25 protein-coding genes are annotated in these 19,577 nt (G+C 57.8%); all 25 read right to left on the bottom strand.

The window, feature by feature from the left end:
• Positions 1-8 precede the first annotated feature (8 nt).
• The 25 genes from ACR0KN_RS19380 to ACR0KN_RS19260 all read right to left on the bottom strand — a co-directional run bounded on the left by ACR0KN_RS19380 (position 9) and on the right by ACR0KN_RS19260 (position 19,576).
• Positions 9-758 carry a biotin--[acetyl-CoA-carboxylase] ligase gene (locus tag ACR0KN_RS19380; RefSeq protein ID WP_170476520.1) on the bottom strand — a complete coding sequence of 250 codons (750 nt, stop codon included), beginning with the start codon at positions 756-758 and terminating at the stop codon, positions 9-11.
• Between the two features lie 53 nt (positions 759-811).
• Positions 812-2,254: an NADH-quinone oxidoreductase subunit NuoN gene (gene nuoN / locus ACR0KN_RS19375; protein ID WP_480655845.1), complete on the bottom strand. Its 1,443-nt coding sequence runs from the start codon at positions 2,252-2,254 to the stop codon at positions 812-814.
• A 15-nt stretch (positions 2,255-2,269) separates the two neighbouring features.
• A complete protein-coding gene (locus ACR0KN_RS19370; RefSeq protein ID WP_260022805.1) occupies positions 2,270-3,814 on the bottom strand; it encodes an NADH-quinone oxidoreductase subunit M in 1,545 nt (514 codons plus the stop codon).
• The gene (nuoL, locus tag ACR0KN_RS19365) at positions 3,814-5,976 is read right to left on the bottom strand and encodes an NADH-quinone oxidoreductase subunit L (RefSeq protein WP_480655843.1); all 2,163 of its coding nucleotides are present in this window, start codon (positions 5,974-5,976) and stop codon (positions 3,814-3,816) included. The genes ACR0KN_RS19370 and nuoL overlap by 1 nt, the downstream gene beginning before the upstream one ends.
• A 6-nt stretch (positions 5,977-5,982) precedes the next feature.
• Positions 5,983-6,288: an NADH-quinone oxidoreductase subunit NuoK gene (gene nuoK, locus ACR0KN_RS19360; RefSeq protein WP_005984024.1), complete on the bottom strand. Its 306-nt coding sequence runs from the start codon at positions 6,286-6,288 to the stop codon at positions 5,983-5,985.
• A 4-nt stretch (positions 6,289-6,292) separates the two neighbouring features.
• Positions 6,293-6,895 carry an NADH-quinone oxidoreductase subunit J gene (locus ACR0KN_RS19355; RefSeq protein WP_170476529.1) on the bottom strand — a complete coding sequence of 201 codons (603 nt, stop codon included), beginning with the start codon at positions 6,893-6,895 and terminating at the stop codon, positions 6,293-6,295.
• On the bottom strand, positions 6,892-7,302 hold the full coding sequence (locus ACR0KN_RS19350; protein ID WP_170476531.1) for a carboxymuconolactone decarboxylase family protein: 411 nt from the start codon (positions 7,300-7,302) through the stop codon (positions 6,892-6,894). Before ACR0KN_RS19350 ends, ACR0KN_RS19355 begins: the two co-directional genes overlap by 4 nt.
• The gene (gene nuoI, locus ACR0KN_RS19345; protein ID WP_039524264.1) at positions 7,299-7,793 is read right to left on the bottom strand and encodes an NADH-quinone oxidoreductase subunit NuoI; all 495 of its coding nucleotides are present in this window, start codon (positions 7,791-7,793) and stop codon (positions 7,299-7,301) included. Before nuoI ends, ACR0KN_RS19350 begins: the two co-directional genes overlap by 4 nt.
• 2 nt (positions 7,794-7,795) lie before the next feature.
• On the bottom strand, positions 7,796-8,833 hold the full coding sequence (gene nuoH, locus ACR0KN_RS19340; RefSeq protein ID WP_010442763.1) for an NADH-quinone oxidoreductase subunit NuoH: 1,038 nt from the start codon (positions 8,831-8,833) through the stop codon (positions 7,796-7,798).
• Positions 8,826-9,041 (bottom strand): hypothetical protein, encoded by a 216-nt coding sequence (locus ACR0KN_RS19335; RefSeq protein ID WP_480655840.1) that lies wholly within the window; start codon positions 9,039-9,041, stop codon positions 8,826-8,828. The genes nuoH and ACR0KN_RS19335 overlap by 8 nt, the downstream gene beginning before the upstream one ends.
• Entirely contained in the window at positions 9,038-11,059 is a 2,022-nt protein-coding gene (gene nuoG / locus ACR0KN_RS19330; RefSeq protein WP_480655838.1) for an NADH-quinone oxidoreductase subunit NuoG, read from the bottom strand. The genes ACR0KN_RS19335 and nuoG overlap by 4 nt, the downstream gene beginning before the upstream one ends.
• A 3-nt stretch (positions 11,060-11,062) precedes the next feature.
• Complete coding sequence (locus tag ACR0KN_RS19325) at positions 11,063-11,467, bottom strand: DUF5333 domain-containing protein (protein ID WP_480655836.1); 405 nt, start codon at positions 11,465-11,467, stop codon at positions 11,063-11,065.
• A gap of 98 nt (positions 11,468-11,565) precedes the next feature.
• Positions 11,566-11,922: a hypothetical protein gene (locus ACR0KN_RS19320; RefSeq protein ID WP_010442767.1), complete on the bottom strand. Its 357-nt coding sequence runs from the start codon at positions 11,920-11,922 to the stop codon at positions 11,566-11,568.
• A 75-nt stretch (positions 11,923-11,997) separates the two neighbouring features.
• Positions 11,998-12,501 (bottom strand): DUF3291 domain-containing protein, encoded by a 504-nt coding sequence (locus tag ACR0KN_RS19315; RefSeq protein WP_480655834.1) that lies wholly within the window; start codon positions 12,499-12,501, stop codon positions 11,998-12,000.
• Positions 12,498-12,914 carry an MAPEG family protein gene (locus tag ACR0KN_RS19310; RefSeq protein ID WP_480655832.1) on the bottom strand — a complete coding sequence of 139 codons (417 nt, stop codon included), beginning with the start codon at positions 12,912-12,914 and terminating at the stop codon, positions 12,498-12,500. The genes ACR0KN_RS19315 and ACR0KN_RS19310 overlap by 4 nt, the downstream gene beginning before the upstream one ends.
• A 5-nt stretch (positions 12,915-12,919) precedes the next feature.
• On the bottom strand, positions 12,920-14,218 hold the full coding sequence (gene nuoF / locus ACR0KN_RS19305; RefSeq protein WP_010442770.1) for an NADH-quinone oxidoreductase subunit NuoF: 1,299 nt from the start codon (positions 14,216-14,218) through the stop codon (positions 12,920-12,922).
• 12 nt (positions 14,219-14,230) lie between these two features.
• Positions 14,231-14,452: a DUF5337 domain-containing protein gene (locus tag ACR0KN_RS19300; protein ID WP_010442771.1), complete on the bottom strand. Its 222-nt coding sequence runs from the start codon at positions 14,450-14,452 to the stop codon at positions 14,231-14,233.
• A gap of 30 nt (positions 14,453-14,482) precedes the next feature.
• Entirely contained in the window at positions 14,483-15,583 is a 1,101-nt protein-coding gene (gene nuoE / locus ACR0KN_RS19295; RefSeq protein WP_480655830.1) for an NADH-quinone oxidoreductase subunit NuoE, read from the bottom strand.
• A complete protein-coding gene (locus tag ACR0KN_RS19290) occupies positions 15,583-16,806 on the bottom strand; it encodes an NADH-quinone oxidoreductase subunit D (protein WP_010442773.1) in 1,224 nt (407 codons plus the stop codon). The genes nuoE and ACR0KN_RS19290 overlap by 1 nt, the downstream gene beginning before the upstream one ends.
• Positions 16,806-16,931: a hypothetical protein gene (locus ACR0KN_RS19285; protein ID WP_010442774.1), complete on the bottom strand. Its 126-nt coding sequence runs from the start codon at positions 16,929-16,931 to the stop codon at positions 16,806-16,808. Before ACR0KN_RS19285 ends, ACR0KN_RS19290 begins: the two co-directional genes overlap by 1 nt.
• On the bottom strand, positions 16,931-17,104 hold the full coding sequence (locus tag ACR0KN_RS19280; protein ID WP_010442775.1) for a hypothetical protein: 174 nt from the start codon (positions 17,102-17,104) through the stop codon (positions 16,931-16,933). Before ACR0KN_RS19280 ends, ACR0KN_RS19285 begins: the two co-directional genes overlap by 1 nt.
• Positions 17,104-17,709 carry an NADH-quinone oxidoreductase subunit C gene (locus ACR0KN_RS19275; RefSeq protein ID WP_480655827.1) on the bottom strand — a complete coding sequence of 202 codons (606 nt, stop codon included), beginning with the start codon at positions 17,707-17,709 and terminating at the stop codon, positions 17,104-17,106. The genes ACR0KN_RS19280 and ACR0KN_RS19275 overlap by 1 nt, the downstream gene beginning before the upstream one ends.
• Before the next feature lie 12 nt (positions 17,710-17,721).
• The gene (locus tag ACR0KN_RS19270) at positions 17,722-18,255 is read right to left on the bottom strand and encodes a NuoB/complex I 20 kDa subunit family protein (RefSeq protein ID WP_010442777.1); all 534 of its coding nucleotides are present in this window, start codon (positions 18,253-18,255) and stop codon (positions 17,722-17,724) included.
• Positions 18,246-18,611, bottom strand: a complete 366-nt coding sequence (locus tag ACR0KN_RS19265) for an NADH-quinone oxidoreductase subunit A (protein ID WP_010442778.1) — start codon at positions 18,609-18,611, stop codon at positions 18,246-18,248. The genes ACR0KN_RS19270 and ACR0KN_RS19265 overlap by 10 nt, the downstream gene beginning before the upstream one ends.
• Before the next feature lie 182 nt (positions 18,612-18,793).
• Positions 18,794-19,576, bottom strand: a complete 783-nt coding sequence (locus ACR0KN_RS19260) for a crotonase/enoyl-CoA hydratase family protein (protein WP_170543418.1) — start codon at positions 19,574-19,576, stop codon at positions 18,794-18,796.
• Position 19,577 lies beyond the last annotated feature (1 nt).

The following is a 19,577-nucleotide window of genomic DNA, read 5'->3' as shown; positions in this document are numbered from 1 at the left end:
TGCCCCCTTTAGAAATAGACGTCCGCGGCAGGAATGCTGACACGGCCCTTGGCGGTGTTTAGGACAAGGCTGCCACCCGCGTCTACCGTTTCGAAGGTTCCTACCGTCTCGGACGCAGCGGTACGCGCGGTAATAACCTCACCCAGCCGCGCTGCGCGAGAGAGCCACGCGGTGCGGATCGGATCGAAACCATACGTCATGAACTGGGTTTCATAGTGGGCATAGGCCGAAGCCAGTTCTGCCAGAAAATCCTCAGGCGTGACATGGGAACCGGTTTCCGACAGCAACGACACCGGCCGCACGGCGCCGGGTTCGACGCTGCCAGCGCTGGGAGCCTCGGACAGATTGACGCCAATGCCGATTGCCAGATGCGAGACACCTCGTCCCTGCCCAGTGCTTTCCAGCAAGATACCAGCCAGCTTGCCACCGTTGAGCAACACATCGTTAGGCCACTTCAGTGACAGACCCGCCGCTCGACCGGTCACCGCGACGCAGGCATCGTAAAGTGCGAGGGCCGCGACGAAACTGCGAAGCGCGGCTTGTTCCGGATCTCCGGGCGGTCGCATCAGCAAGGTCGCGGCCAGATTGCCCTTGGGGTTGGTCCAAGCACGACCACGCCGACCGCGCGCTGCGGTCTGGCGATGCGCCAAAATCCAGACGGGTCCCGAGGCGGTCGGCGCGAGTCGCGCGGCTTCGTTTAGGGTGCTGTCCACCTCCTGCAGTACATGCAGCCCGTATCCTTGCGGCCAATCACTCATGTCAAAAAGGCCCGGTACAGTGACCGAGCCCCTTTCTGTTTACGGAACCAAGATCAGTTGACAAGCGTTGTCGCCGCTGCAGCTGCAGCGCCTTCGATTCCGAACTGATAAAACACACCGATTAGCATCAGCGCGGCAGACCCCATCAGAGCGCCCCACAGAACTGGTGACGATCGCGTTTCGATCGGGTCCTCGTTCTCAGCCCCGAAATACATGTAGAACACGATCCGCAAGTAATAGAACGCACCGATGACCGAAGCGATTGCCGAGGCAATAACCAGACCGGTCAACCCGGCCTCTACACCAGCTTGCCAGACGCCAAACTTGGCGAAAAAGCCCAGCATCGGGGGCACGCCCGCAAGGCTGAACATCAGGATCAGAACAGCCAGAGCTTTCCCGGGGTCACGTTTTGAATACTGACTCAGAGCATCGATATCCGTCACTGGCTTGCCATCACGCTCCATCATCAAGATGAAGGCGAATGTGCCGATGTTCATCGTCACATAGATTGCCAGATACATCAGCATGGCCTTGACGCCCATCTCGGTACCAGCGGCCAGACCAATCAGGGCATAGCCCATATGTGCAATCGAAGAGAACGCCATCAGGCGTTTGATGTCACGCTGCCCAATCGCCGCGACCGCACCCAGCAGCATCGACAGAACTGACAACAGAACGATCACCTGCTGCCAGTCTTTGACAACCCCGCCAAAGGCATCGTGCAAAACACGCGCGAACAGGGCCATCGCGGCCACTTTCGGGGCAGTGGCGAAGAACGCGGTAATGGGTGTCGGTGAGCCTTCATATACATCCGGTGTCCACATGTGGAACGGCACGGCAGAGACTTTGAATGCAAGGCCCGATATCAGCAAAACAAGGCCAAACAGTAGGCCGAGCGATATGTCGTCGTGATGCACGGTCTGGATGATGCCCGAGAACAAAGTCGTTCCGGTAAAGCCATAAACCAGCGACGCGCCGTAAAGCAGCAGGCCGGAACTGAGCGCGCCCAGCACAAAATACTTCAGTCCCGCCTCGGTCGATTTGGCACTGTCCCGACGCAGCGCAGCCACGACGTAGAGCGACAGAGATTGCAACTCGAGGCCCATATAAAGTGACATCAGATCGCCCGCGCTGACCATCATCATCATGCCAACAGCGGCCAGAGCCACCAGAAGCGGATATTCAAAACGCAACAGACCACGGCGTGCCATGTAATCTTGACTCATCAGCAGGACAGCTGCTGCAGAGAGAAGGATTGCAACTTTGGCAAACCGGGCAAATCCGTCATCCACGAACATGCCGTTGAAAGCAATATTCGTGCCATCGCCATTGGTTGCGATCCAGATCGCGAGCAACGCCATAAGCCCCGCTGTTGACCAGACCAACACCGGTGCCAGCCCATCTTTTGTTGTGTAGACAGCCCCGATCAGCGCCGCCATCGCATAGATCGCCAAAACGATTTCCGGCAGGATAATTGTCAGATCAGCCTGGATCATGTCTCCAAAGCCTCCTTAATGCGATGCAGCTGACTGGGTCGCGGTCTCAGCCGCGGCCAGAGCCGTGTCATAGTTCGAAATCAACGCAGCCGTCGAGTTGCCGATCACATCGGTCACCAGCGAAGGATAAACCCCCAGCAGAATGGTCATCACGATCAGTGGCGCAAAGATCAGCCGCTCGCGCGAGCTCATGTCGGTGATGGCCTTTAGGCTTTCCTTGATCAGGTCGCCGAATACCACACGGCGGTACAGCCAAAGCGCATAGCCGGCCGAGAAGATCACACCGGTCGCGGCCACAGCCGTTACCCATGTGTTGACCTGGAAGGCGCCCATCAGGGTCAGGAATTCTCCTATGAATCCGGACGTACCCGGCAAGCCAACATTTGCCATGGTGAACAACATGAAGACCAGCGCATAGGCGGGCATCCGGATTACCAAACCGCCATACGCCTCAATATCGCGGGTGTGCATTCGGTCATAGATCACACCGACGCATAGGAAGAGCGCGGCCGAGATGAACCCGTGGCTGAGCATCTGGAAGATCGCGCCGTCAATGCCCTGCTGGTTCGCTGCAAAGATACCCATGGTCACAAAGCCCATATGTGCGACCGAGGAATAGGCGATCAGCTTCTTCATATCCTCCTGCACCAGCGCGACCAGAGAGGTGTAGACAACGGCTATCGCTGACATCCACAGCACCACATCGGTCATCACCGCCGAGCCCACAGGAAACATCGGCAGGCTGAAACGCAGGAAGCCATAGCCACCCATCTTCAACAGGATCGCAGCCAGAACAACCGATCCCGCCGTTGGCGCCTGAACGTGCGCATCCGGCAGCCACGTGTGCACCGGCCACATCGGCATCTTCACCGCGAACGACGCGAAGAAGGCCAGGAACATCAGCGTCTGCATTCCGCCGACGATATACACGCCCAGCACGCTGAACCCTTCGGACGAGAACTGATGGCTCATCAGCGCCTCGATATCCGTGGTGCCCGCATCCGCGTACATGGCAACCATCGCCACCAGCATCAGCACCGAGCCGAGGAAGGTGTAGAGGAAGAACTTGAAGCTGGCATAAATCCGGTCTTTGCCGCCCCAAATACCGATGATCAGGAACATCGGGATCAGGCCCGCCTCGAAGAACAGGTAGAACAGCACCAGATCCAGCGCCATGAAGACGCCCAACATCAGCGTTTCCAGCAGCAGGAAGGCGATCATGTATTCTTTGACCCGATCCGTCACGTTCCAACTGGCCAGGATGGTCAGCGGCATGATGAAGGTGGTCAGCAGCACAAACAAAACGCTGATCCCATCCACACCCATCTTGTATTTCAGGCCCAGCAGCCACTCGCCCTCTTCCACCATTTGGAAGCCGGTATTGGACGGATCAAAACCGGTATAGATGCCGATCGAAACCAGGAAGGTCACGGTTGTGGCAACCAGCGCGACCCATTTCGCGTTGCGTTGCGCGGCTACGTCCTCACCATGCAAGAACAGGGCCAGAATGCCTGCTGCAATCGCGGGGATGAAGGTGACAATAGATAGGATATTGTCCATTAGTGTGCGCCTCCGCCGATTGACATCCAGGTGACAAGGGCGGCGATGCCCAAGACCATCCAGAAGGCGTAAGTAAAGATGTAACCAGTTTGAGCTTTCCCGGCGAGGCGCGTGAAGAAGGGCACAACGCCCATCGCAACCCCATTCAGGAAGCCGTCAATCGTGTTGCCGTCGCCGCGCTTCCACAGGAACCGGCCAAGCGCCACGGTGGGCTTGACGAAGATCGCGTCGTAGATCTCGTCAAAGTACCATTTGTTCAACAGGAACAGGTAGAGCGGACGCTGGTTCGCGGCCAAACGTGCAGGCAGCGAGGTGTTCACGATGTAGAACCAGTAAGCCACGATGAACCCAAGCAACATCGCTACAAAGGGTGAGACCTTAACCCATTTCGGGGCTGCGTGCGCATCGTCCAGCACATGGTTGTCGGGTGCCATATAAAGCGCACCTTCACCCGGTTCTCCGGCAAAGACATAGTGGTGATCGCCGCCATGCGAGTCCTTCTCACCATGCCCGTCATCCGCATGGGCGGTATCGGCATGGCTATCGTCTGCGTGGCTGTCGTTCGCGTGGCTATCTTCGCCATGCGAATCCGCTTTGCTGTGATCGCCCGCCTCTGCATGCTCTGATGCCTCGGCCACTGGAATCCCGTAGAACTTGCCCACCTTATCCGCATGGCCAAAGAAATTGCCGTACCAGATCATCCCGGCAAACACTGCACCCAGCGACAGCACGCCCAGCGGTACCAACATGGTCATTGGGCTTTCATGCGCATGTTCATGGGTATGCTTGTCGCCACGCTCCTCACCATAGAAGGTCAGGAAGATCAGGCGCCAGCTGTAGAACGATGTGAACATCGCAGCGATGACCAGCATCCAGAAGGCATATCCAGTGCCACCGGCATACGCGCTTTCGATAATTGCGTCTTTCGACAGGAAACCGGCGAAGCCGAAAGTGGTCAGCGGAATACCCACGCCAGTAATCGCCAGAGTGCCGATCATCATCGCCCAGAACGTATAAGGTATCTTCTTCCGCAGGCCACCATATTCGGTCATTTCCTGCTCGTGATGCATTGCATGGATGACCGAGCCTGCACCAAGGAATAGTAGCGCCTTGAAGAATGCGTGTGTCAGCAGGTGGAACATCGCTGCTGAATACATGCCGACGCCAGCGGCCACGAACATGTATCCCAGCTGAGAACAGGTCGAATAGGCGATGACGCGTTTGATGTCGGTCTGAACCAGACCCACAGTCGCAGCGAAGAACGCGGTCGATGCACCAAGGAAAGTGATGAACCCGGTCGCGCCCGGAGCGAACTCCATCAGCGGCGACATACGGCAAACCAGGAACACACCCGCAGTCACCATGGTCGCCGCGTGGATCAGCGCCGATACAGGCGTTGGGCCTTCCATCGCGTCGGGCAACCAGGTGTGTAGGATCAACTGCGCCGATTTACCCATCGCGCCGATGAACAGCAGAACACAGATCACTTCGATGGCGGTCCACTCCCCCCACAGGAAGTGCAGCTTCTCTTCTGCCAACGTAGGAGCGGATGCGAAGATGTCCGAGAAGTTGATGCTGTCCGTCAGGAAGAACAGCGCGAAAATCCCGAGCGCAAAGCCAAAGTCACCGACACGGTTGACGATAAACGCTTTCATTGCAGCGGCATTGGCCGACGGCTTACGATAGTAGAAGCCGATCAACAGGTATGAGGCAACGCCCACGCCTTCCCAGCCAAAGAACATCTGCACCAGATTATCCGCTGTCACCAGCATCAACATCGCGAAAGTGAAGAAGGATAGATAGGCGAAGAAACGCGGCTTATAGCTCTCGCCCTCGCGCCATTGCGGGTCGTGGTCCATGTAGCCGAAGGAATAGAGGTGCACGAGCGCTGAGACGGTCGTCACCACGATCAGCATGATCGCTGTCAGACGGTCCAGACGAATGGCCCAGCTTGTCGACAAAGATCCGCTCTCGATCCAGCGCATGATCTCGATCTGTTGCGTAACCCCGTCGAACGCGAAGAACACGATCCACGACAGCAGACAGGCCAGAAACAGCAGGCCTGTTGCGGTCCACATGGCGGCTTTCTCGCCGATAAAGCGCCAACCAAACCCGCAGAGCAGCGCGCCCACCAGCGGGGCAAAGAGGATGGTGGTTTCCATGTTCTCTTACCCCTTCATCATATTGACGTCTTCAACCGCGATGGTGCCGCGGTTGCGGAAGAAGCAGACCAGAATGGCCAGCCCGATCGCCGCCTCGGCCGCCGCCACGGTCAGAACGAACAGCGTAAACACCTGCCCGACCAGATCGCCGAGGAAACTGGAAAATGCCACGAGGTTGATATTCACCGCCAGCAGCATCAGTTCGATGCTCATCAGTAGGATGATGACGTTCTTGCGGTTCAGGAAGAGACCGAAGATGCCGATGACAAACAGCGTCGCCGCGACCGTGAGATAGTGTTCAAGTCCGATCATCGTCTTATAGCCCCTGCCCCGGTTTCACGTCCTTTAACTCCATCGCTTTGGCCGGGTCGCGCATCATCTGGCCGATGATGTCCTGACGCTTGATGTCCTGACGGTGGCGCAGCGTCAGCACGATTGCGCCGATCATGGCCACCAGCAGGATCAGGCCCGCCAATTGGAACAGAAGGAAGTATTGATCATAGAGGATGACACCCAGCGCCTCGGTGTTGTGGCGGTCGATCGGGACAGGCTGCGCCAGATTGGCCGTCGCGCCCTGAGCGCTATCCCATGCGCCAAAGGCCATGACGAACTGCATCAGAATGACCAGACCGATCAGCAAGGCCAACGGCATATAGCGCGCCATCTCGGCCTTCAGTTCGGCAAAGTCCACGTCCAGCATCATAACCACGAATAGGAACAGCACCGCGACCGCGCCCACGTAGACGATGATCAGCAGCATCGCCACGAACTCGGCCCCTAACAGCACGAACAGCCCAGCCGAGGACAGAAAGGACAGGATCAGCCAAAGCACCGAGTGCACCGGCTGACGGCTGATCACAGTGAACAGTCCGCCGGTGATGGCGCTGATGGCAAACAGATAGAAGGCAAAGACGGTCATTGATCCTCATCCTCGTTGTCGCCCATGACCTCTTGCGCCAGATCCAGCGCACGGGTCATGGCGGGGATGCCGGCAAAGACCGACATCTGACCGATCGTTTCTACGATCTCTTGTTTCTTTGCGCCCGCTTCCAAAGCGTGGCGCACTGTCTGGCGCACCGCCGAATCCGCCTGAGCGCCCTGACAGGTCAACCCGGCCAGCGTCAGCAGCAGGCGGGTCTTGGCATCCAGACCGTCCTTGTTGACGGTGTTGCCGAACATCATCTCCATGACCTCTTTCGGCATGGTCGGCCAGAGCGCCTCGAACCCTTTGGGCGAGAAACTCTCCATCGCCGGGTTCATCGCCTTGGCCATGTCCTGAGCCTGCTTCATCATCAGCTCAAACGGATTTGTCGGGCTATCGCTCATCGGTACGGCGCGTCCATTTCCAGATTGCGAGCGATCTCGGCTTCCCAGCGTTCGCCATTGTCGAGCAGTTTTTCCTTGTCGTAGAACAGCTCTTCGCGGGTTTCCGTGGCGAATTCAAAATTCGGGCCTTCGACGATGGCATCGACCGGGCAGGCTTCCTGACAGAAGCCGCAATAGATGCATTTGGTCATGTCGATGTCATATCGCGTTGTGCGGCGACTGCCGTCTTCGCGTGGCTCGGCGTCGATGGTGATGGCTTGAGCCGGGCAGATCGCCTCGCAGAGTTTGCAGGCGATGCAGCGTTCCTCGCCATTCGGATAGCGGCGCAGGGCGTGTTCACCCCGGAAACGCGGCGACAGAGGTCCTTTTTCGTGCGGATAGTTCACGGTGGCTTTGGGAGCGAAGAAATACTTTAGCCCCAGCTTCATGCCGACCCAGAAGTCCTGCAGAAGGAAGTATTTGGCAGCGCGGGTGTAGTCGATTTGGGTCATGATCAGCCTCCTACGCTCCAACGGGCGAACGCACCCCAGAACCAGTCGAATTTCGCTGCGAAGGCCACGAAGACCACCCAAGCCAGTGAGAACGGCAGGAATACTTTCCAGCCCAGCCGCATCAGCTGGTCATAGCGGTAGCGGGGGGTAATGGCCTTGACCATCGCGAAGATGAAGAAGAAGAACGCCATCTTAGCGACCATCCACAACACGCCATCGGGCAAGCCCGGGATCGGCGACAGCCAGCCGCCGAAGAACAGCAGCGTGGTCAGGGCGCACATCAGGAAGATAGCGATGTACTCACCGGCCATGAACAGCAAGAAAGGTGTGGCTGAGTATTCGACCTGGTAACCGGCAACCAACTCCGATTCCGCTTCGGGAAGGTCGAAGGGTGGCCGGTTGGTCTCGGCCAGCGCCGAGATGAAGAACAGGAAGACCATCGGGAAATGCGGCAACCAGTACCAGCTGAAGAAGCCGAAGGAGCCATCCTGCGCGCGGACGATATCACCGAAGTTCATCGAACCGGTCGAGATGATGATGCCGATGATGATCAGACCAATGGAGACTTCATAGGAAATCATCTGCGCGGCTGAGCGCAGCGATCCCAGGAACGGGTACTTTGAGTTCGACGCCCAACCGCCCATGATCACGCCATAAACTTCCAGCGAGGACACGGCAAAGACATAGAGTATGGCGACATTGATATCCGACAGGACCCAGCCATCGTTGAACGGGATCACCGCCCAGGCGATCATCGCGAGGACAAAACTGGTCAATGGTGCGAGGATAAACACCGTGCGGTCGGCACCGGCGGGTATAACAACCTCTTTGACCACATATTTTAAGGCATCTGCCACCGATTGCAGCAATCCGTAGACGCCCACCACGTTGGGTCCACGGCGCATCTGGACCGCTGCCCAAATCTTGCGGTCGCCGTAAACGAGGAACAACAGCGAGATCATCACAAAGGCCACAACTGCAAGCACTTGCGCCAGAATAATGATGGCTATTCCGCCTGGGGTGTTAAAGAATTCAGCCATTGGTCCTCACACCGTGGGTATTCCGTTTTCCGCGTGCGATGCAAAGGCGAGTTGCCTGCGCAATCTGCGGCTGGGTCGGCGCGTTGGTGTAAACAGCATCTGCCGTCTTTACGCCACCCTTAATCTTCGATTTCACACGCAATTCCGGCGCGGCTATCTGCCACCCAGGCACCGTGTTGGTCTGCGATATGAAACGTGTCTGGTTCATTCCGCCGCAATCTTCTCAGTCATGCGGGCCTGCGCTTGCGCCGAAAGCTCGGCCATCAGTTGCGAGGCGCGTGCTATCGGATTGGTTAGATAGAAATCTTTGACGGCATATCGGAATGTCGCCTTGCCCAACGGGCCTGCGTCCAGAGCCCGAACGTCATTCTCGATCACTTCATCGACACGCGCCAGATGCGGAACTGCTTCGATCAGTGCAGTGCGCAGTTGCGCCAGAGAGTCGTAGGGCAGTGTTGCACCAAGCTCGGCAGACAGGGCACGCAGGATGGCCCAGTTTTCCTTGGCCTCCCCCGGGGCGAACCCTGCACGTATTGCGAGTTGAGGTCGACCTTCCGTGTTGACGAACAGGCCGTTTTCTTCTGTGTAAGCCGCCCCCGGCAGGATCACGTCTGCGCGGTGCGCTCCACGATCGCCGTGACTGCCCTGATAGATCACAAAGGCGCCATCGCCGATCTCGACCTCATCGGCGCCGAGATTATAGATCACATCGGCCGCGCTGACCGCATCCATGCCGCCTTCGCTGGTGGCATCCACATCCATGGCTCCCACGCACGATGCTGCGGTGTGCAGAACGATAAGCCCACTTTCGGTATTGCTTGCAATGGTTTGCGCGGCGGCCAGAACGGCAGAGCCATCAGCCTCTTGCAGCGCGCCTTGCCCGACGATGACCAGAGAGCGCTTGCCCTTGATCTCATCATCGCCACCCATATCAACGACGGTTTGCAGCGCAGCACGGTCGTCGCCTACATGGTGATACTCATAGGTCAGATCGACGGCGGGCCCGACCAAAGCTACCTCGGCACCGTGTGCCCATGCCTTGCGGATGCGGGCGTTCAGAACCGGCGCTTCATCACGTGGATTGGTGCCAACCAGAAGGATACGCTCGGCGCTGTCGATATCTTCAATCGCGGCTGTACCGGCATATGCCCCACGGTTACCCGCCGGCAGCTTGGCACCATCGGTGCGACATTCGACAACACCGCCCTGCCCTTCAATCATCTGTTTCAGCGCGAATACGGCCTCGACCGGGGCCAGATCACCCACGATGCCCGCAGATTTATCAGCCCCTTTCAACGCCTCTGCGGCCTTGTTCAGTGCCTCTGGCCACGACGCCGGACGCAGTTTGCCGTTTTCCCGCACGTAAGGCCGATCCAGGCGCTGACGGCGCAGACCATCCCAGACAAAGCGGGTCTTGTCGCTGATCCATTCCTCGTTCACACCATCATGATTGCGCGGCAAGAAGCGCATCACTTCGCGACCTTTGGTATCCACGCGGATGTTCGAGCCCATGGCATCCATGACATCGATGCTTTCAGTCTTGGTCAGTTCCCAAGGGCGGGCGGTGAAGGCATACGGCTTCGAAGTCAACGCCCCGACAGGGCACAGATCGATGATGTTGCCCTGCAAGTTCGAGTCTAGAGTCTGGTTCAGATACGACGTGATCTCGGCATCTTCCCCACGCCCGGTCTGGCCCATCTGGGTGATCCCAGCGACCTCGGTCGTAAAACGCACGCAGCGGGTACAGCTGATGCAGCGCGTCATTGCGGTGCCAACCAGCGGGCCAAGGTCCAGATCATCCACGGCACGCTTGGCTTCTTTGAAGCGTGTGCCTGACAGACCATAGGCCATCGCCTGATCCTGCAGGTCACACTCACCGCCCTGATCGCAGATCGGGCAATCCAGCGGGTGGTTGATCAGCAGAAACTCCATCACCCCTTCGCGGGCCTTCTTGACCATGGGTGAGTTTGTCTTGACCACAGGTGCCTGCCCTTCCGGACCCGGACGCAAGTCGCGTACCTGCATCGCGCAGGAGGCCGCAGGTTTCGGCGGGCCGCCAACGACCTCGACCAGACACATCCGGCAGTTCCCGGCAATCGACAGACGCTCGTGATAGCAAAAGCGCGGCACCTCGACCCCGGCCTGCTCACAGGCTTGGATCAGTGTCATCGCGCCATCGACTTCGATTTCCTGTCCGTCGATATTGACTTTGCGGAGGTCAGACATGGTCTAGTTCGCCCTCAAATACACGCCGATGGCGCTGTTTCTTTCAATTTCCTTCTTGCCCAACGCGCAGAAGGTTTTGGTATTTTCGTAAGATACGCCGTTCTGCGCCAGATAGCTCTCGCCCTTGGCGCGCATACGATCTTTTTCAGAATCCGAATCCACATAAGCCCGGATTTCCTTGTCCGAATATCCAAGTTTGTTCGCTTTCGAGCGCAAATCCCACATGACACCAATCGCCTTGAGCCGACGCCCGCTTATTGACGGGCAATACTCCGAAATCTCGTTTGCGATCGCGATGTAATAGAGTTCGTTGTCGATCTCTTTGACTTCGCGCAAGGGTGGCTTCGCCTCAGCCAGAACCGGGATAGATATTACGCAAATCGCGGCGACCATTCGTATCAAAGACATAACATTTCCTTTCGTCTTGGGAATCCCAAGACGATGGTCGGCACGCTTGCTATGCAATAACAAGCCACCGGTCCTGCCGTGATATGCGATACGGTTGCTCATGGTCGTTGGCAGCGTCCGGCAAAGGTCAGTTTATCGTTTTCAATACGCAGGTTTTGCGGTTCCGTATCCGGTCCAACCTTCCAGGCAATCCTGGAAGAGCCAAAATTCTGAACGCAGAACTTGGTGGCTTCGTAGCGGCCAGCTTCACGCGCACCGTCGAACGATTGCGAAACGCCGTTTACTGTCACGGTAAACTCGGAAGGTGTGGTTCTCTTGTCCACGTGTTTCGCGCTGGCCCTGAAATAAATGCCGTCGAACGCAACCCGCGTCGCCTGTGATGGCGCCTCTCCGCAGGCGGAGAGCAGTGCCCCCACCAAAACCGACATCACCAAAATTCCTCGTTTCGCCATCATGACCACTCCTGCATCGTGGCTGGCGCATGCGGTATCTGCCGGTGCGTCTGGGATATCGTGTCCATCACCATCCCCTTACTCTGCCGCGACCTGCACGCAACGGTGGTCGCGCCACTTGCTGGCCTGTTTCAATTCTGCCCATCCAAAGGCACTTTCGCTCGCACCTTTTGTGCGCAACGTCTCTAGTCGTTCCAGCGCTTCTTCCAAACTAGGCTGGTGACCTTTGGGCACCCACCACATGACAAAATGTTGATCGCCGAGTATTTCGAACCATTCTTGCCGACGTTCGTAGAACTGCTTGTGGATGGTACCCCAAACAAATTTCTCAAGGCTGGCGACTTCTTCCCAGACCGTCAGATTTGCGACGAACTGCGGATCGCTTCCGATGCTGTTTTCGGTATTTCCGGTTCCTGGTTCGCCTGAACCTTCCATCATCCAGACAAAGCCCGGCATCCGCTTGCCGAGTCCGTTAACGCGGTCCAGGTTGGCCATGAATTCGGCCACGCGTGGATCGTCGGTAGGCGCCAAAAAACGACCAACATTCAATTCGGCCAAGTGATATCCGTCGGGCTGGATCAAAATGCAGCCACCAATGCCATAAGGCCGAGAACGGCCATGCAGGCCCACCCAACTACATAAGACACAGAGCGAACCCCGCTATGCGGTTTGCCGATCCCGCGCAGGTGGATCACCAGCATGACCACCCGCGCTAACAGCGCGACCGAGGCCAGCAAGTTCACCCAGAGCGGGCTGACACCCAGCAGTATTGCCGCAACTGTAACGGTCAAAAACGCAGGCAGCGTTTCAGTACCGTTCAGATACGCGCGGTTCAAACGATAAGCCTTGTCAGAATAGTCCTGATCCGGGGTCGCCCCTGGTGCCAGCCCCTTGCCGGCTTTTGCGAGCGCCGAAAACGGCGACATGAACAATACGATCAGGGTGAAAATCACCAATGACGCAATTGCGTGGGAATATTCGGCGTAGGCTTCCATCAGGTTTACTCCGCTGCCATCGCACCCATACGGCCCGATTTCTGAGCCTTGATGCGGTCTTCGATCTCTTCCCGGAAATTACGGATAAGGCCTTGGATTGGCCAAGCGGCGGCATCGCCAAGGGCGCAGATTGTGTGGCCCTCGACCTGCTTGGTGACGTCGAACAGCATATCGATCTCTTCCAGCTCGGCTTCGCCACGTACAAGACGATCCATCACACGCATCATCCAGCCGGTGCCTTCCCGACAGGGCGTGCACTGACCGCAGCTCTCATGCTTGTAGAACTTCGACAACCGCCAGATCGCTTTGATGATATCCGTGGACTTGTCCATCACAATCACAGCGGCTGTACCCAGACCCGAACCCAACTCTCCGCGCAGATAATCGAAATCCATGATCGCATCGCGCATGTTTTCGCCGCGCACGCACGGCACCGACGAGCCACCGGGGATCACCGCCAGCAGATTGTCCCAGCCGCCGCGAATACCGCCGCAATGGGTTTCAATCAGTTCTTCGAAGGAAATCGACATCGCTTCTTCGACGACGCAGGGGTTGTTCACATGGCCCGAGATCGCAAACAGCTTTGTGCCCGCGTTGTTCTGACGGCCAAAGCCTGCGAACCAGTCGGCGCCACGCCGCAGGATGGTCGGCACAACGGCAATCGATTCCACATTGTTCACCGTGGTCGGGCAGCCATAAAGGCCCGCGCCTGCCGGGAACGGAGGCTTCATCCGCGGCATGCCCTTCTTGCCCTCAAGGCTTTCAATCAGAGCTGTTTCCTCGCCGCAGATATACGCGCCCGCCCCGTGATGCAGGAACAAGTCGAAATCCCAGCCGGAACCAGCGGCATTCTTCCCAAGCAGACCCGCGTCATAGGCTTCGTCAATCGCGGCCTGCAGAGCCTCACGCTCGCGGATGTATTCGCCGCGCAGGTAGATGTAGCAAGTATGCGCGTTCATTGCGAAAGACGCGATCAGGCACCCCTCGATCAGCGTGTGCGGATCATGACGCATAATCTCGCGGTCTTTGCAGGTGCCCGGCTCGGATTCATCTGCGTTCACAACAAGATAGGCCGGACGTCCGTCGCTTTCTTTGGGCATGAACGACCATTTCAAGCCGGTAGGGAAGCCCGCCCCGCCGCGACCGCGCAGCCCCGAATCCTTCATTGTCTGGATGATCCAGTCACGGCCATTTTTGATCAGGCCAGCTGTGCCGTCCCAATGCCCGCGGGCTTGCGCGCCTTTCAGCGTGCGCTCATGCATCCCGTAGATGTTGGTAAAGATCCGGTCCTGATCCTTCAGCATCATGTCTTACCTTCAGCTGTCCTGACGCATGCGCCAGAGTTGAAATATGTTCACACCTGCATAGATGAATCCCGCAAGAGCAGCGAAATCAAACAGCAGCGCATAGCGCCCCGGCAAACCCATTGCGGGGCCTATGAACAAAGTCATGCCAAGCCAAAGCACCATCGTCACGGCGATGACGATGCCTATGTGACGACCCTTGCGGGCTATGGCGTGTTCCCTGTCTTTATCCATCTCGTCCTGGTGCCCCGCACGGGCACCTGCTTAGTCCTCGTAAGTGCCATCTTCCTTGGCACGTTTAGCGAATTCGGTTTCCTCACCAGCTGCCAGTTTTGCAGCCTGTTCGATCCATCCGTCCCGTTCGATCCGGCCTTTGAATTTCAGGCGCGTGTCGACCCAGGCCACATGCTCTGATGTCCATGCGGCAATCTGGTCGAAGTGGAAAAAGCCCAGCTCGTTCAGGGTCTCTTCCAGCTTTGGACCTACGCCCTTCAGCATTTTCAGATCATCAGGCTTGCCATCCCGCGCACCAGACAGCGTTTCGGGCTGTTCCTCTTTCGCCGCTTTCGCCTCAGCGGCCTGTTTCACTGCAGGTTTCGCCGGGGCTGGCGCTTTTGGCGGTTTCGGAGCAGCTTTGGTTGCAGCAGCTTTGCCATCCTTGCCCAGCCACGGGGTCAGGATTGGAACCTCGGTTCCGTCGATACGCTTGACGGTATCGCCCAGTTCGCTCGCAAGCTTAACACTGGCGTTGTATTGCGTCCGGCCACTGTCATACTCCGTCAGGCTGGTCAGCCCTTTCAGAGGTTCCGCCGCATACCGACCATTCTGCGGACCCGGAGTTGGCACTTTGCCCACCACCAGATCATCGAGAATCTTGCCAAAGCTCTCGGTCGTCAGATCTTCGTAGTAATCCTTGCCGATCTGCGCCATCGGAGCGTTGGTGCAGGAACCGAGGCATTCCACCTCTTCCCAGCTCAGCTTGCCGTCAGCAGACAGCTCATGCGGCTTTGCAGCGATCTTTTCCTTGCAGACCGCAATCAGATCTTCGGCGCCACAGATCATGCAGGAGGTCGTGCCACACACCTGAATATGCGCCACCGATCCAACCGGCTGCAGCTGGAACATGAAATAGAACGAGGCGACCTCAAGCACGCGGATATAGGCCATACCCAGCATGTCGGCGACGGATTCAATCGCCGGACGGCTCAGCCAGCCCTCTTGTTCCTGCGCGCGCCACAGCAGCGGAATGACCGCGCTGGCCTGACGCCCCTCGGGATATTTGGTGATCTGCGCTTCGGCCCATTGCTGGTTGGCAGCGGTGAAGGCAAAGCTATCGGGTTGTTCGGCGTGAAGACGGCGGAGCATTAGCGGTCAATCTCTCCAAATACGACGTCCATGGTGCCGATAATCGCGGCGACGTCGGCCAGTTGGTGGCCTCCGGCAACGTGGTCCATGGCTTGTAGATGCAGGAACCCCGGCGCGCGGAGTTTAGCGCGATAGGGTTTGTTGGTGCCGTCGGCGACCAGATAGACGCCGAATTCGCCCTTGGGGGCCTCGACGGCGGCGTAGACTTCGCCCGCGGGGACGTGGAAGCCTTCGGTATAAAGCTTGAAGTGATGGATCAGGCTTTCCATCGAGGTCTTCATGTCTGAGCGTTTCGGCGGGGTGATCTTGCCGCGTGCCAGAACGTCGCCTGGGCAGTCGCGAATTTTGGCGATGGCCTGGCGGATGATCAGCAGCGACTGGCGCATCTCTTCCATGCGCACCAGATAGCGATCGTAGCAGTCGCCGTTTTTGCCGACGGGGATCTGGAATTCGAACTCGTCATAGCATTCATAAGGCTGCGCGCGACGCAGGTCCCAAGCCAGACCCGATCCGCGTACCATAACGCCCGAGAAGCCGTACTTCTGAATGTCATCCTCGGTCACGACACCGATATCGGCGTTACGTTGTTTGAAGATGCGGTTTTCGGTCAGCAGACCGTCGATATCATCGAGAACAGCGGGGAATTCGTGGCTCCACGCCTCGATATCGTCCAGCAGTTCCGGCGGCAGGTCCTGATGAACGCCACCGGGGCGGAAATAAGCTGCGTGCAGGCGGGCACCGCAGGCACGCTCGTAGAACACCATCAACTTTTCACGCTCTTCAAAGCCCCAAAGCGGTGGGGTCAGCGCGCCGACGTCCATGGCCTGAGTGGTCACATTCAGCAGGTGGTTAAGAATACGACCGATCTCGGAATACAGAACCCGGATCAGAGAGCCGCGACGCGGCACTTCAACCCCAGTCAATTTTTCGATGGCCAGACACCACGCATGCTCCTGGTTCATCGGCGCCACGTAATCCAGACGGTCGAAATACGGCAGGTTCTGCAGATACGTGCGGCTTTCCATCAGCTTTTCGGTGCCACGGTGCAGCAGGCCGATATGCGGATCGCAACGCTCGACGATCTCACCGTCCAGCTCAAGTACAAGACGCAGAACTCCATGCGCCGCAGGGTGTTGCGGGCCGAAGTTGATGTTGAAGTTGCGGATCTTCTGTTCCCCGCTCAGCGCGTCCGTGCTGCCGTCATCGTATCTTGAGCCGTCCATCAACGCCCTCGTTTCTTCTTCGCTTCGGCCCGAACCCGGACCTTTTCCGCCTCAGCCGCTTTGGCAGCAGCCCCGGCCAGCAGAACCCCCAGCGCCCCCAACGCGATCAGTTCCCCCAGACCCATCAGCGGCGCTCCAACTCTTGCAGTTTAAGCCCGACCCACCACAGCAACGCGATCGTGCCGAAGGGAACCAGACAGAGCAGGCACCAGTATTTGTTGATCCCGAAAAACGGCAATATCTTCACCATCGGAATGATGGTCAGTGCAGACAGGATCAGCCACCAGATGCCACCCATTATTCAGTCTCCTGTTTTTCATCCCCCGGAAGAATGTAGTTCGCACCTTCCCACGGGGACATGAAATCAAACTGACGGTATTCCTGCACCAGCGACACAGGTTCATAGACCACGCGCTTTTGCGCCTCGTCGTAGCGAACTTCGGTATAACCGGTGGTCGGAAAATCCTTGCGCAGCGGATAGCCGCGGAACCCATAGTCGGTCAGGATGCGCCGCAAATCGGGATGACCCGAGAACAAGATGCCGAACATGTCGAACACCTCACGCTCGAACCAGTTGGCCGAGGGGTGAACTTCGACAATTGAAGGCACCATATCTTCTTCACGGATCGACACCCGCAGGCGGATGCGCTGGTTCTGGTACATCGACAGAAAGTGATAAACCACATCAAACCGCTTAGCGCGTTCGGGGTAGTCGACACCGGTGATATCAACAAGCGTCGAGAACTGGCAACTGCGGTCGGACTTCAGGAATTCGATGAATTCCACAAGATTCGACGGGGCCACATCGACGTTCAGCTCACCATGCGTCACGTCCCAGGACAGAACGCAATCGGTCCGTTTTAGCTCCAACTGCGCGCCGAGTTCTTTGAGTGCTTCGCTCATCTGCCCTCTCCCTCAGCGAACAATCGTGCCGGTGCGGCGGATTTTGCGTTGCAGCTGCATCAACCCATAAAGTAGCGCCTCTGCGGTCGGAGGGCAGCCGGGCACATAGATGTCCACGGGCACAACCCGGTCACAACCGCGCACGACAGAATAGGAATAGTGGTAATAGCCACCGCCATTGGCGCAGGAGCCCATCGAGATCACATAGCGCGGCTCGGGCATCTGGTCGTAGACCTTGCGCAGCGCAGGGGCCATCTTGTTGGTCAGGGTTCCGGCCACGATCATCACATCCGACTGACGCGGGGACGCTCGGGGGGCAATGCCAAACCGTTCCGCATCGTAGCGCGGCATCGACGTGTGCATCATCTCAACCGCGCAGCAGGCCAGACCAAAGGTCATCCAGTGCAAGCTACCGGTACGGGCCCAGTTGATGATGTCTTCGGTCGAGGTCAGCAGGAAACCTTTGTCCTGCAGCTCGGCATTCAGGGCCTGGGTGGCGACTTCTTTGTCGACGCCCGCGGTGTTTGCGCCCGTCATCACTCCCATTCCAGGGCCCCTTTCTTCCATTCATAGGCAAAGCCGATGGTCAGCACCGCCAGGAACACCATCATGGACCAAAACCCAACATCGCTGATGTCTTTGAAGCCAACGGCCCAGGGAAACAGGAAGGCGATTTCCAGATCGAAGATGATGAAGAGAATCGCGACCAGATAGAATCGGACGTCGAATTTCATCCGCGCATCGTCGAATGCGTTAAAGCCACATTCATATGCACTGACTTTTTCAGGGTCTGGATTGCGGACGGCAAGCACTACAGCAGCGAGAATCAAGACGATTCCAAGGCCTACAGCGACGGCCAGAAACACCAGGATCGGGAGGTACTCCCGCAACAGGTCTTCCACGTATAGCTCCTTTCCTGCGCATGTCCCGAAAGGGTGCGCCGTCAATTGGCGAGTTGACTGGACATTCTCTATCCCTGTGGGGTCAGAGGGTCAACCGAACAGAAACGCGCAGATGGGCATTATTACAATTGCCCAGCAGGCTATGGCTTAGAATACCTTGCAACGGCCCGACGCGGCTAAACCTACCTATTCCATGCAGGTTTTCGTTTATCGAAGAAGGCCCTGATTCCCTCTTGCGCCTCGTCGGTTTCCCAACGCGTTACCAACTGTCGAATGGTGTGGTCGATCACAGCATCGTCAATGCGTGGTCCCAACGATTGGATCAATTGCTTTGCCGAAGAAACAGCGCCTGGCGCGCAGGACAGATAGGGACGCACTTCGGCCTCGACCGCCTCTGCCAAGGCATCAGCGGGCACCGCGCGCGCCAACAAGCCCAGCTCGACAGCCTCCGCTGCATCAAAGAGACGTGCGGACATGAAGACCCGCCGCGACCTTGCCTCACCCATACGAGCAATAACATAGGGGCCAATCGTGGCCGGGATCAGGCCAAGTCGCGTTTCGGTCAGGCCCATCTTCAGGCTATCCACCCCGATCGCCACATCACAGACCGAGGCCATTCCCACTCCACCACCAAACGCATTGCCCTGCAATGCGCCAATCAGAGGCTTGGGCAGCGTATTCAGGGCATTCAGCATCTCGGCCAGCTTGCGCGCCTCGGTGAAGCGCGTATCGGGATCGGCGGCCATCTGCGCCTGCATCCAACCCAGATCACCCCCGGCGCAAAAGCTTTTGCCTGACGCGGCCAGAATCACCACCCGGACAGCTTCATCACTGGCCAGTTGCCCGGCGGCTTGTGTCAGTTCAGCAATCATCTGCGCCGACAGCGCATTGTGCTTCTCTGGTCGATCCAGCGTTAACGTGGCTACGCCGCGACCATCTGTCTTTAAAGTTATCGTTTCGTACATT

The organism is Ruegeria sp. AP7 (assembly GCF_056539905.1).
The sequence above is the reverse complement of the archived record's forward strand: the minus strand, read 5'-3'. Positions and strand labels throughout refer to the sequence as shown.